The sequence below is a fragment of the Agromyces zhanjiangensis genome (assembly GCF_040496055.1).
Lineage (GTDB): Bacteria > Actinomycetota > Actinomycetes > Actinomycetales > Microbacteriaceae > Agromyces > Agromyces zhanjiangensis.
The window spans coordinates 147,674-160,346 of record NZ_JBEPKB010000006.1 but is presented as its reverse complement, the minus strand read 5'-3'; the positions used below and the strand labels follow the sequence as shown (position 1 = coordinate 160,346).

The 12,673-nt window shown below is 71.3% G+C and carries 12 protein-coding genes and 1 tRNA gene; 8 read left to right on the top strand and 5 right to left on the bottom strand.

Annotated features, from left to right (window positions below):
• Window positions 1-77 precede the first annotated feature (77 nt).
• Window positions 78-788, top strand: a complete 711-nt coding sequence (locus ABME02_RS12930; protein WP_353815752.1) for a nucleoside triphosphate pyrophosphohydrolase — start codon at window positions 78-80, stop codon at window positions 786-788.
• Between the two features lie 49 nt (window positions 789-837).
• Here the strand turns inward: ABME02_RS12930 and ABME02_RS12925 are convergent, their stop codons facing one another.
• Together ABME02_RS12925 and ABME02_RS12920 are read right to left on the bottom strand one after the other, a co-directional pair.
• Window positions 838-1,917: an ABC transporter permease gene (locus tag ABME02_RS12925; protein ID WP_353815751.1), complete on the bottom strand. Its 1,080-nt coding sequence runs from the start codon at window positions 1,915-1,917 to the stop codon at window positions 838-840.
• Window positions 1,914-2,837, bottom strand: coding sequence for an ABC transporter ATP-binding protein (locus ABME02_RS12920; protein WP_353815750.1), 924 nt, complete (start codon window positions 2,835-2,837; stop codon window positions 1,914-1,916). Before ABME02_RS12920 ends, ABME02_RS12925 begins: the two co-directional genes overlap by 4 nt.
• Window positions 2,838-3,017: 180 nt before the next feature.
• Here ABME02_RS12920 and hisS point away from each other — a divergent pair, with 180 nt between their 5' ends.
• The 7 genes from hisS (at window position 3,018) to ABME02_RS12885 (ending at window position 9,874) form a co-directional block, all read left to right on the top strand.
• Entirely contained in the window at window positions 3,018-4,280 is a 1,263-nt protein-coding gene (gene hisS, locus ABME02_RS12915) for a histidine--tRNA ligase (protein WP_353815749.1), read from the top strand.
• Window positions 4,281-4,388: 108 nt separating this feature from the next.
• Window positions 4,389-5,669 (top strand): phosphopyruvate hydratase, encoded by a 1,281-nt coding sequence (gene eno / locus ABME02_RS12910; RefSeq protein WP_353815748.1) that lies wholly within the window; start codon window positions 4,389-4,391, stop codon window positions 5,667-5,669.
• A 77-nt stretch (window positions 5,670-5,746) separates the two neighbouring features.
• Entirely contained in the window at window positions 5,747-6,448 is a 702-nt protein-coding gene (locus tag ABME02_RS12905; protein WP_353815747.1) for an FtsB family cell division protein, read from the top strand.
• Window positions 6,445-6,984, top strand: a complete 540-nt coding sequence (locus ABME02_RS12900; protein WP_353815746.1) for a DUF501 domain-containing protein — start codon at window positions 6,445-6,447, stop codon at window positions 6,982-6,984. Before ABME02_RS12905 ends, ABME02_RS12900 begins: the two co-directional genes overlap by 4 nt.
• Entirely contained in the window at window positions 6,981-8,297 is a 1,317-nt protein-coding gene (locus ABME02_RS12895) for a S8 family serine peptidase (RefSeq protein WP_353815745.1), read from the top strand. The genes ABME02_RS12900 and ABME02_RS12895 overlap by 4 nt, the downstream gene beginning before the upstream one ends.
• A 38-nt stretch (window positions 8,298-8,335) precedes the next feature.
• Complete coding sequence (locus ABME02_RS12890) at window positions 8,336-9,757, top strand: NAD(P)/FAD-dependent oxidoreductase (protein WP_353815744.1); 1,422 nt, start codon at window positions 8,336-8,338, stop codon at window positions 9,755-9,757.
• Window positions 9,758-9,800: 43 nt separating this feature from the next.
• Window positions 9,801-9,874, top strand: a tRNA-Leu gene (locus ABME02_RS12885).
• Between the two features lie 107 nt (window positions 9,875-9,981).
• Here the strand turns inward: ABME02_RS12885 and ABME02_RS12880 are convergent.
• The 3 genes from ABME02_RS12880 to ABME02_RS12870 form a co-directional block, all read right to left on the bottom strand.
• A complete protein-coding gene (locus ABME02_RS12880) occupies window positions 9,982-10,764 on the bottom strand; it encodes a CPBP family intramembrane glutamic endopeptidase (protein ID WP_353815743.1) in 783 nt (260 codons plus the stop codon).
• Between the two features lie 333 nt (window positions 10,765-11,097).
• Window positions 11,098-11,304: a cold-shock protein gene (locus ABME02_RS12875; RefSeq protein WP_353815742.1), complete on the bottom strand. Its 207-nt coding sequence runs from the start codon at window positions 11,302-11,304 to the stop codon at window positions 11,098-11,100.
• Between the two features lie 366 nt (window positions 11,305-11,670).
• The gene (locus tag ABME02_RS12870) at window positions 11,671-12,597 is read right to left on the bottom strand and encodes a Ppx/GppA phosphatase family protein (protein ID WP_353815741.1); all 927 of its coding nucleotides are present in this window, start codon (window positions 12,595-12,597) and stop codon (window positions 11,671-11,673) included.
• Between the last annotated feature and the right edge of the window lie 76 nt (window positions 12,598-12,673).

Here is a 12,673-nt window from a genome sequence, read left to right as displayed (position 1 = left end):
TGTCGTCGAGTCTATCGGGCACCGCGGTTAGGCTCGCAGGCACGGGTCGCATCGGGGCCGGGAGAGGGCGGTGGGTCATGACGCGAACGGCCGGTGGGCACGGCACGGGCGAGCACGTCGCGACGGATGCCGCGGCCGCGGCGCCGGCCGCCGGAGACGGGCTCCTCGAGCTCGTGGCCATGGTCGGCCGCCTGCGCGGCCCCGGCGGGTGCCCGTGGGACGCCGAGCAGACCCACGAGTCCCTCGTGCAGTACCTCGTCGAGGAGTGCTGGGAGCTCATCGACGCGATCGAGTCCGGCAGCCGCGAGGAGCTGATCGAGGAACTCGGCGACGTGCTCTACCAGGTGCTGTTCCACGCCGACCTCGCCTCGCACACGCCCGGCGAGGACTACGACATCGACGACGTCGCCCGGCACATGACGGCGAAGATGGTGGCGCGGCATCCGCACGTCTTCGGCGATCGCGAGGCCGAGACCGCGGCGGACGTCGTGGCGTTCTGGGACGACCTCAAGGCGAGCGAGAAGCCGCATCGCACGAGCGTGCTCGACGGCGTCCCGCAGGGCATGCCCGCGCTCGCGCTCGCGCAGAAGCTGCTCGGCAAGGCCGAGAAGGTCGGCGTGACGAGGGCGGCGACGGATGACGCGTCCGCGCCCGCCTCGGAGGCCGAGCTCGGCGACACGCTCATGGCGCTCGTCGCCTCCGCCCGAGCGCAGGGGTTCGACGCCGAACGCGCGCTCCGCGGCGCCATCCGCTCGCTGCAGGACGACGTGCGAGCCGCCGAGGCGTGAACCGGCCCCTCGCCCGGGGACGCGTGTCCGACCGGCCGGTGGGCGTGGATCACGCGATCCTGCTTCCGCGGGGGAGTCTCTGGGCTGGCGTCGCCGTGCGCCGGACGGCCCAGACGAGCGCGCCGGCTGCAAGCAGCAGGTGGATCGCGAGGCCGACGAACCAGGACGGCACCGACCGTTCGTAGACCGCCTCCGGCGTCTCCGTGTCGTCGTCGACGACACTGCCGTTCGGCGTCCAGTTCGCGCACTCGTCGTACTCGATCTCGAGGTCCGGCGCGTGCTGCGCCTGGCGGACTCCGACCGCGATCCACGTGAACAGGTCGGTCGGGGTGCCGCCCGAGTCGAAGCTCGCGGGCGCGGCATCCGCCACCACGACGTACGGGTTCGCGGCGAGGAACCCCCAGACGTAGTCGAACCGCGGCACGTCGTACGTCCAGGTCTGGGGCGGGAGGCAGGGCGGTTCCTCTCCGGGCGGCACCCCGTCCTCCTCGACCACCTGCCAGTCGACGTAGTGGTTGATCGAGCGGACCTCGGACTGCACGGACGCGCCGCCGAGCCCGAACGCGATGAGCGTGCCGATCGAGAGGGCGGCGACTACGAGGTAGGTGACCGCGACCGAGAACAGGGGGCGGTTCAGCAGGCCCGAGAGCCCGACGCCGATCGCGGCGACGACGCCGAGTTCGAGGGCCGTCACGAGCGTGGAGACGAGGATCGTCGACGCCGGGACCTCGCCGAGCGTGACCGCGAAGACGAGGAAGGGCAGCGCCGCCGCCAGGAACGCGAGCGCGGTGATCCACGCGGCGAGCCACTTGCCGAGCACGATCTGGGTCGTCGTCACGAGCGTGACCTGGGTCGTGGCGAGCGTGCCCGCGTCGCGCTCGCCGTTGATCGCGTTCGCGCTGAGCGCGGGGGAGACGAGCGTGCCGAGCAGCAGCACGAAGAACACGATCGACGAGAAGACCCCGCCGCCGCCGTCGAGGAACGCGTTCGTCGCCAGCACCAGCAGCACGGTGACGCCGGCCACGAGCACCACGAACACGCCGAGGAGCACGTACCAGGCGACGGTCCGCACGCGCTGGCGCAGGTCGAGCGTCACGACGAGCCAGAGCCCCTGCAGGAAGCCGGTCATGCGTCCTCCGCCCCGCTGCGGCTGAGATCGAGGAACACGTGCTCGAGGTCGCCGACCGCCGGAGCGAACGAGGAGACCGGCACGCCGGAGCCGATGAGGTGCGCGAGCAGTTGCGCGGCGTCCTCCTCGGTGGCGAGCGGAACGATCGCGCCGAGGTTGTCGATCCGCGCGACCCCGCCCCATCCCGCGGCGTCGAGCGCCGCGCGGAGCCGCTCGGCGTCGAGCGACCGGAGCCGCCAGTCGCGTGCGGTGCGTGCGGCGCGCGCGACCTCGTCGGCCGCGGCCGTCACCCCGCCGGAGAGGTAGACGGCCTGGTCGGCCATCTCCTCGAGTTCGGCGAGCACGTGGCTCGAGACGAGCACCGTTCGGCCCTCGGAGGCGAGACGGCGGACGAGCGCCCTGAGCCCGGCGCGCGCGACCGGATCGAGCCCGGAGGCGGGCTCGTCGAGCAGCAGCACCTCCGGGTCGTGGACGAGCGCGCGGGCGAGGCTCAATCTCTGCTTCTGCCCGCGCGAGAGCACTCGGGTCGGGCGATCCGCGAGCTCGTCGAGGTCGACGAGACCGATCAGCTCGTCGGCGCGCGCCCTCGCGGCATCCACCGGGCGCCCGTACAGCCGCGCGCTGGTGACGAGCGCCTCCCGCACCGTGAGCGAGGCCCATGAGCCGAGCAGGTCGGGCATCCAGCCCATTCGGGCCCGGACCTCGGCCGGATCGGTCACTGGGTCGAAGCCCGCGACGCGGATCGTGCCGGCGTCGGGCCGAAGGAGCGAGGCGAGCATGAGCAGCAGCGTGGTCTTGCCCGAGCCGTTCGGCCCGATGAGCCCGGCGACGTGGCCGGGCTCCACGGTGAACGTCGCGTTCCGCACGGCGTGCACGTCGCCGAACGCGCGTGCGACGCCGGACACCTCTATGCCGGCCATCCGACCTCCCTCGGGTCGGCGCGGCGCCGACGAGACGCGAGCCTAGCGAGCCGGCGAGCGCGGGAGGCCGCGGATCGCCAGCATGTGGAGAACTCCGTCCGGAAGGGTCGAGCCGTCCGCTGGGTCGGGCTCTCCCCGCCGAGTTCGGGCGGGGCATCCGCTGCTGGAAGAATGGAGCGCATGGCCCAGACCGTGACGCCCCCGCGCGGCATGCGCGACTTCCTCCCCGCCGAGAAGGCCCGCCGCGAGCACGCGCTCTCGGTGATCCGCGGGGTGTACGCGACCCACGGATTCGACGAGATCGAGACTCCGGTCATGGAGGACTCGTCGCGCCTGCACGCCGGCCTCGGCGGCGACAACGAGAAGCTCGCGTTCGCCGTCATGAAGCGCGGCATCACCGCGGACGACCTGGCGGCGGCCGCGGCATCCGGCGACGCCCTCTCGCTCGCCGACCTCGGCCTGCGCTACGACCTCACCGTGCCGCTCGCCCGGTTCTACGCGACGCACCGCGCGGCGCTGCCTCCGGTGTTCCGTGCCATCCAGATCGCGCCGGTGTGGCGCGCCGAGCGACCGCAGAAGGGCCGGTACCGCCAGTTCGTGCAGTGCGACATCGACATCATCGGCGAGGCCGGGCCGCTCGCCGAACTCGAACTGCTGACCGCGACGGTGGGCGCGCTCGACGCGCTCGGGCTCGAGGGCTGCCGCATCCGGTTGAACGACCGGCGCATCCTCGCCGCCATCCTCGGCTCGTGGGGCGTACCCGCCGACCTGCGCGAGCGCGCGCTCATCACGATCGACAAGCTCGACAAGATCGGGCCGGACGGCGTCGCGGCCGAGCTCGCGACGTTGGGCGTGGAGAAGGCGGATGTCGCGGACGAGCTGCGACAGCTCGCAACCGCCGACTGGCATCTCGCCGACGGCGTCGTGCCGCCGCCCGCCTGGCTCGACCTCGACGCCTACCGGGAGCTCATGGCGCTCCGCGACGCCGTGCCCGGCACCCCCGTCGACTTCGACCCGACGCTCGTGCGCGGCATGGGCTACTACACGGGCACCATCTTCGAGATCGCGCACCCCGACCACGGCTACTCGCTCGGCGGCGGCGGGCGCTACGACCACATGGTCGGCCGCTTCCTCGGGCACGAGGTGCCGGCGTGCGGGTTCTCGATCGGCTTCGAGCGCATCGTCGACCTGCTCGCCGTCCGCGACGAGGGTCGCCCGCGCTCGGTCGTGCTCGTGCACGACGCCGCCCTCGAGCCGGCTGCACTGCTCGCGCTCAAGCACGAGCTGGTGGCATCCGGCATGCGCGTGCGGTTCGAGCGGCGCGTGAAGAACCTGCGCGGCCTGCTCGAGCGCGTGACCGCCGACGGTTTCGACGCCTGGGCGCCGGTGAACGCCGACACGACGGATGCCGCGTCGCTCGCGTTCCGCGACCTCGGCGAGTAGCGCGGGCGGCGCCGACATACGCGAGCGGGCCTCGGAACCGGGTCCTAGACTGTCGTGCGGGCAACGACGGAGTCGTCCACGCACATCCCCATCACAGAGGAGTTCACTGTGGCATTCATCGAAGCTGTCGGCGCACGGGAGATCCTGGATTCGCGCGGCAACCCCACGGTCGAGGTCGAGGTCCTCCTCGACGACGGGACCGTCTCGCGGGCCGCGGTGCCCTCGGGGGCGTCGACCGGCGCGTTCGAGGCGTACGAGCTGCGCGACGGCGAGGCCGACCGCTACCTCGGCAAGGGCGTGCAGAAGGCCGTCGACGCCGTGCTCGACGAGCTCGGCCCGGCCATCGAAGACCTCGACGCCGCCGACCAGCGGGTCGTCGACGCCGCCCTCATCGAGGCCGACGGAACCGACAACAAGAGCCGCCTCGGCGCCAACGCCATCCTCGGCGTGAGCCTCGCCGTGGCAAAGGCCGCGGCCGACTCCGCCGACCTGCCGCTGTTCCGCTACCTCGGCGGCCCGAACGCGCACGTGCTGCCCGTGCCGATGATGAACATCATCAACGGCGGCGCCCACGCCGACACCGGCGTCGACATCCAGGAGTTCATGGTCCTGCCGGTCGGCGCGCCGACCTACTCCGAGGGCCTCCGGTGGGGCGTCGAGACGTACCACGCGCTGAAGAGCCTGCTGAAGTCGAAGGGCCTCTCCACCGGCCTCGGCGACGAGGGCGGCTTCGCCCCCGACCTCGAGAACAACCGCGCCGCGCTCGACCTCATCGCCGAGGCGATCGGCAAGGCCGGCTTCACGCTCGGCACCGACATCGCGCTGGGCCTCGACGTCGCGTCGACCGAGTTCTTCGAGAACGGCGTCTACCGCTTCGAGGGCCAGGACCGCACGGCCGCCGAGATGAGCGCGTACTACGCCGAGCTCGCCGCCGCCTACCCGCTGGTCTCGATCGAGGACCCGCTGGCCGAGGACGACTGGGAGGGCTGGGCGACGCTCACCTCCGAACTCGGCTCGAAGCTGCAGCTCGTCGGCGACGACCTGTTCGTCACCAACCCGTCGCGCCTCGCCGACGGCATCGCGAAGCACGCGGGCAACTCGATCCTCGTGAAAGTCAACCAGATCGGCACGCTCACCGAGACGCTCGACGCGGTCAAGCTGGCGCAGCGCGCCGGCTACACGGCAGTGCTCTCGCACCGCTCCGGCGAGACCGAGGACACGACGATCGCCGACCTCGCGGTCGCGACCGACTGCGGTCAGATCAAGACGGGCGCGCCCGCCCGGTCCGAGCGGGTGGCCAAGTACAATCAGCTTCTGAGGATCGAAGAAGAGCTCGGCGAGGCCGCGGAGTACGCGGGCCGCTCGGCATTCCCGCGCTTCACGGCGTGACGCGTACCTGAGACGCACGACGGGGGTGGCCGGTGGCCGCCCCCGTCGGTCGTTTCCAACGAGGTGAGGAGGGCGCGATGAGCGCTGCACGTCGTCCTTCGCGTCCCGACGGCGGGCCGGCCCGGAAGGGCACGACGGGCTCGAAGGGCACGGCCGGCTCGAAGGGCACAGCCGGCTCGAAGGGCACGGCCGGCTCGAACCCCCGAGCGGGATCCAAGGCCAAGGCCGGGGGCACGCCCGGTCCGGAGCGTTCGAAGCGCCGGCCGCGACAGTCGATCGGCCAGGTCGCCGAGACCTGGCTCGCCGGCATCCGCTTCTCGGGGTTCTCGATCATCATGATGGGCGTGCTCGTGCTCGCCGTCGTGGTGCTCGCGCCGAGCATCGCGGCGTATGCGGCGCAGCGCCAGCAGATCGCCGAGCTCAAGGCCGACGTCGCGAGGCAGGAGGCCGAGGTCGCGCGCCTCAGGGAGGAACGCGAACGCTGGAACGACGAGACGTTCATCGTCACGCAGGCCCGCGAACGGCTCTACTACGTGCTTCCCGGCGAGGTGAGCTACCTCGTGATCGACGACCGCGACCCGTCCGCCGCGATCACCGCCGATCGCGCGGTGTCGGCCGAGGTGACCGAGGCCCGCGGCGATTGGATGCAGACGATGCTCCGCTCGGTGATGACCGCGGGACTCGCTCCCAGTGCGACGGATGCCGCGGGAGAGTCCACCGACCCGGCCGGGACCGCACCCGGCCCGACCGACCAGCCCGCCGACGAGGGGAACCGATGACCCGCCCGCCGTTCGAACCCGTCTCCGAGCGCGACCTCCGCATCGTCTCGGCGCAGCTCGGGCGACCTGCACGCGACGTCGTGGGCATCGCGGCGCGCTGCGTGTGCGGTGCGCCGACCGTCGTCTCCACGCGGCCGCGACTGTCGGACGGCACGCCGTTCCCGACCTTCTACTACCTCACGCATCCGGTGGCGACCGCCGCGATGTCGTTCCTCGAGGCCGCGCAGCTCATGGTCGAGTTCACCGAGCTGCTCGGACGCGACGAGGAGGTCCGCACCGCGTACCGGGCCGCGCACGAGCAGTACCTCGCCGACCGCGAGGTGTTCGGCGTCGTCGAGGAGATCGCGGGCGTCTCGGCCGGCGGCATGCCGACGCGCGTGAAGTGCCTGCATGCGCTTGCGGGCCACGCGCTCGCCGCGGGTCCGGGCGTGAACCCGATCGGCGACCTCGCGCTCGAGCGTTCCACCTGGTCGCCCGACGTCTGCCGGTGCCCCGACTACGGCGTCGACGATCTCGAGGAGGAGGCGACCGCGTGAGCCCTGCGCGCACCCGCCACGATCGGCCGCTCGGCCGGTCGCGTCGGCGTGCCCGCCGACCGCTGTGGCGCGCGGGTGTCGGCGCGATCGTCGCCGGCGTGCTGGCGCTCTCGGGCGCCGCTCCCGCGCAGGCCGACACGGTCCGCGACCTCCAGTACTGGCTGACCGACTACGGCTTCACGCAGGCGTGGACCATGTCACGCGGCGAGGACGTGACGGTCGCGATCATCGACACCGGCGTGAACGCCGACGTCGCCGAACTCGAGGGCGTCGTGATCGGCGGCACGGACGTCTCGGGCATCGGCTCGCCCGACGGGCAGACGCCGGTCGGCGAGGAGGAGGAGCACGGCACGATGGTCGCCTCGCTCCTCGCGGGCCGCGGCACCGGCGAGGGCAACGGCGTCATCGGCGTCGCGCCGGACGCCGACCTGCTGACGGCATCCGTCGCGTTCGGACTCGAGACCGGAGCGGACAAGACGAACGACGAGCAGATCGCCGAGGCCGTCGTCTGGGCGGTCGACAACGGGGCCGACGTGATCAACATGTCCCTCACGCGGAACACGCCGGACTGGCCGGAGAGCTGGGACGACGCGTTCCTCTACGCGTTCGAGCACGACGTGGTGGTGGTCGCCGCGGCCGGCAATCGCGGGTCGGGGACCACCCAGGTGGGCGCTCCGGCCACGATCCCCGGAGTCCTCGCCGTCGCGGGCGTCGACCGCGACCAGAACGCGAGCTTCGACGCGAGTTCGCAGGGCATCACGATCGCGGTCGCCGCGCCGAGCGAGGATCTCGTGGGCGTCCTGCCCGACGGCAGCCACGTCGTGTGGTCCGGCACCAGCGCCGCGGCGCCGCTCGTCTCCGGCCTCGTCGCGCTCGTCCGCGCCGAGTACCCGGAGCTGGATGCCGCCAACGTCATCAACCGCATCATCCGCACCGCCGATCCGAAGGGCGAGGAGGTGCCAGGACCCCTCTACGGATACGGCATCATCGACCCCGTCGCGGCGCTCACGGCCGAGGTCGAGGCCGTGGAGCAGAATCCGCTCGGCAGCCTCGAGGAGTGGATCCGCGTGCATCGGCGCGCCGACGTGCCCGACGCGGAGGGGTCGGAGAGCCGCGACGACCAGGAGATCGTGCCGATCGCCGATCCGCCGCCTCCGCGCGCGGACAGCGCGAAGACCCTCCTGCCGACCCCGTGGACGTTGTCCTATATCACGGTGCCGCTCTCGCTGGTCGCGGGGTTTGGTACGCTAGCAGCGCTGTTGGGCATCGGCGCCACTCGGCACATCAGGCGTTCCACGCGGTCCGACGCGTAGGCGACGCAGGCATCACAGATCCAAGGAGTCCATTCACCGTGCCCAAGATTCTGATCGTCGGTGGCGGCTATGCGGGGTTCTACACGGCGTGGAAGCTCGAGAAGTGGCTGCGTCCCGGCGAAGCCGAGGTGACCGTCGTCGACCCGCTGCCCTACATGACCTACCAGCCCTTCCTCCCCGAGGTGGCCGCAGGCTCGATCGAGGCGCGCCACTCGGTGGTCGCGCACCGGCGTCACCTGAAGAAGACGAACGTCATCACCGCGAAGGTGACCGGCATCGACCACGCCTCGAAGACCGCCACCATCACCCCCGAGGTGGGCGAGCCGTGGCAGTTCGACTACGACGTGGTCGTCGTCACGGGCGGTGCCGTCTCGCGCACGTTCCCGATCCCGGGCGTCGCCGACCAGGCGTTCGGCCTCAAGACGGTCGAAGAGGCCGTGGCGATCCGCGACCGCCTCCTCACGAACTTCGACAAGGCCGCGAACCTCCCGGCCGGCCCCGAGCGCGACCGCCTGCTCACGGTCGTCGTCGTCGGCGGCGGGTTCGCCGGCATCGAGGTGTTCGCCGAGCTCCGCTCGTTCGCGAGTGCCCTGCTCGAGTTCTACCCGCAGCTCTCGTTCGACGACACGCACTTCCACCTCATCGAGGCGATGGGCCGCATCATGCCCGAGGTGTCGCTGCCCACGAGCCACTGGGTCATCAAGCACCTCGCACAGCGCGGCGCCGAGATCCACCTCGACACGCAGCTCACGAGCGCGGTCGACGGCCGGATCGAGCTCTCGACCGGCGAGACCTTCGAGACCGACCTCATCGTGTGGACCGCCGGCGTCATGGCGAACCCGGCGATCGTGCGCACGAGCGACCTCCCTGTCGAGGAGCGCGGCCGCATCAAGGCCCGCCCCGACCTCCGCGTCGGCGACGAGGACGACATCGTCCCCGACGCCTGGGCGGCCGGCGACATCGCCGCGGTGCCCGACCTCACGGGCGGCGGCGTGGGCGGGTACTGCGTGCCCAACGCGCAGCACGCGGTGCGCCAGGGCAAGCTCATGGCGAAGAACATCGTGGCGGTCCTCCGCGGCGAGGAGCCGAAGGACTACATCCACAAGAACCTGGGCGCGGTCGCCGGTCTCGGCATCGGATCGGGCGCCTTCCAGTCGGGCAAGATCGCGATCACGGGCCTCCTCGCCTGGTTCGCGCACCGTGGCTACCACGGCCTCGCGATGCCCACCTGGGAGCGCAAGTTCCGCGTGTTCTGGGGCTGGTGGAACAACTTCTGGCTCGGCCGCGACATCGTCTCGCTCAGCGCCGTTCAGAACCCCCGCGCCGAGTTCGAGCGGTTCGCCGCCCGTCCGAAGCCGGCCGGCGAGGTCGCCGCGCCGGCCGCCCCGGCGAAGTCCGCCGCCAAGAAGCCCGCTGCCAAGTCGGCGAAGCCCGCTGAGAAGGCGGTCGCCGCCAAGTAGCGCGTTCTATGCTGTGACGCGGTGCCGGCCCGGCCGGCACCGCGCTCCCGTAGCCCAATCGGCAGAGGCAGGCGACTTAAACTCGCCTCAGTCTGGGTTCGAATCCCAGCGGGAGCACCGTTCTTCTCACCCCAGGGGCAGCGGAGAGCCGCACATGCCCGGGCACTCCGGCGGCTCGGAATGGGGTACCGAACGCATTGCGCTGAGGAGTGCCTTCACGTGTCTCAGGAGACGGTCGCGTCCGCCTTCTTCCGGTTCCGGATGCTGGAGACCAGGATCACGATGGCGGCGATGCCCGTGATGAGGTACATGACGAGTTGAGCGATCGCGGCGGTGGAGTTCAGCGTTCCTCCATCGCCCACCTGGCCGAGGATCGAGAAGTCGACGAGGGCGTGCAGCAGGATCGGGACGACGAGGCTTCCCACCAGCCGCAGCGTGATGTAGAACGACGCACCCGCGATGGTCGCGACCAGGATCTGGGTCATGGTGTCGCCCACGTCGGCACCGTTGAGGATGGTGACGGCGTGCATCACGCCGAAGAGGACCGACGAAACCAGCATCACCACGAACTCGTTCTGGGTGGAACCGCGGAGCGCCCGCACGACGATCCCGCGGAACGTCGTCTCCTCGGCGACGCCGACGAGCAGGACGCCGAGACCCAGCACGAGCATGTAGTCGATCCCGCGGGCGCTCCAGTCGTTGCTCGCGATCCTCGCGATGGCGCTCCCGGCCATGATGATGGGGATGATCCACATCCAGGCAGGCAGCCGAGGCACGTCCTGCCGGTAGATCCCGCCCCAGGAGCGATTGAGGAGGATCGCGATCACGGTGAAGATCAGCGCGGTCATGCCGACACGGAAGACCGCTCCGGTCCAGAGGTTCTCCGTCGAGTCGGTGATCGTCTCGTAGTCGACGTCGAAGACGCGCCCCCACACGTACTGCGAGAGCATGAACAGCAGGGTGATGACGATCGCGGTGATCCAGGTGGCTCGTATCCTGGAAGACATCGTTGCTCCCTTTGTCTCCGGGCCCGGGGGCCGAGACCGGCAGCATCCATGCGCCTGATGGGCTCGAACGTAGCAGTCCGACCGGGGGCAGCGACGGGAACCGCGCTGCGTGTCGCGTCGAGCTCCGCACGGATGCCACGGCACGCCCTCCGGGGCGGATCATGATCCCGGCGGCAAGTGCCTGCGGGAGCACCATGCGCGGGAGCGACGTGCGTCGCATCGGTGCCCGGACGCAGAACGAGCGGATGCCGCGACGGCCACCTCCGGTGGAGGGGCACGTCGCGGCATCCGCTCGTGGATCAGCGGGGTCGCCGCCGATCGGTGCTGCGAGGACTACGCGATGACGCGGATGTTCTCGGCCTGCAGGCCCTTGGGGCCGCGGGCGGTCTCGAACTCGACCTTCTGGTTCTCGTCGAGCGAGCGGAATCCACCCGTCGCGATCGCGCTGAAGTGTGCGAAGACGTCGGCGCTGCCGTCGTCGGGAGCGATGAAGCCGAAGCCCTTGTCGGCGTTGAACCACTTGACGGTTCCGGTTGCCATATTCATTTCCTTCTGTAGTTGCCGAGCCGCTGAGAGCGGCTGCGACGTGCACGACTCATGTCGTGCGTTGTTCCGACGGCGATGTCCGCCGACGGAAGTCGGGGATGCAGCGGGGCGAGGCGGCACGCTCGCCGATCACCCGCGGAAGACCTCGCGCCGAGGCGCCGGTACCGAGGAGGCCCGAGGGCCCGGTCCGGGACGGCGCCCGAACGTGACCGGGGAATTCGGCGGAGGAGATGTGTGCTCGTCCCAGGGGGTCTTGTCGACTTCCCAGCCGGGTTTCGCGGGCGGACGCCCACTGCAGATTCACCGAACATAGCGCGCCCGGATGGGAGGGGACTGTGAGGACTCGCCAGGACGGGTGGATCAGGACAGCCGGTCGATCCGGCGCAGGATCAGTCCCTCGCGGAGCGCCCAGGGCGAGACCTCGAGCGTCTTCGCCTTGAACGCGCGCATCGTCTCGGAGAGCACGACCGCCCCCGCGACGATCTGGAACGTCCGGTCGGCGGTGATGCCGGGGAGGTTGGGCCTCGCATCGGCCGGGATCTTCGCCAGGCGCGGGATCCAGTCGTCGAGTCGCGAGAGCTTCAGGATGCTGCGCTCCTCGGAGCCGACGCCGTCCTCGGTGCTCCCCGCCAGGCGCGCGAGCGAGCGGATGGTCTTCGACGACCCCACCACGTGGTCGACCTCGGGGATGCCGCCGATCTCGTCGAGCGTCGAGCGGAGGACCTCGCGCGCGTGCGCGCGGAGCGCGTCGACCTGCTCGTCGGTCGGCGGGTCGGTGGAGAGGTACTCGATCGTCGAGCGGCCGGCGCCGAGCGGTACGGAGCGCGCGTTGTCGGGGACCTCGTCGCCGCCGTGGGCGATCTCGAGCGAGCCCCCGCCGATGTCGAAGAGCAGGATCCGGCCCGCCGACCAGCCGTACCAGCGGCGGACGGCGAGGAACGTGATGCGGGCCTCGTCGGCGCCGCTCAGCACGTCGAGGTGGATCCCGGCGGCCTCCTCGATGAGGGCGAGCACCTCCGCACCGTTCGTCGCCTCGCGGATGGCGGAGGTCGCGAAGGCCAGGAGTTCGTCGATGCCCGACTCCTTCGCGACGGCGGATGCCTCGCGCACGGCCTCGAGGATCGCCTCGACGCCGGCCTCGCTGATCGCGCCGTCGTCGTCGAGGTAGCGCATGAGCCGGAGCACCGCCTTGTGCGAGGCGGCCGGGATCGGCCGGGCGCCGGGGTGGGCGTCGACCACCAGCAGGTGGACGGTGTTGGATCCGACGTCGAGAACCCCGAGGCGCATGAGGCGAGCGTACCGGGAGGCTGGTGCGATGCGCGCGGTGCGTGCATACTTGGTCGAACTGGGACGAGTGTCCCAG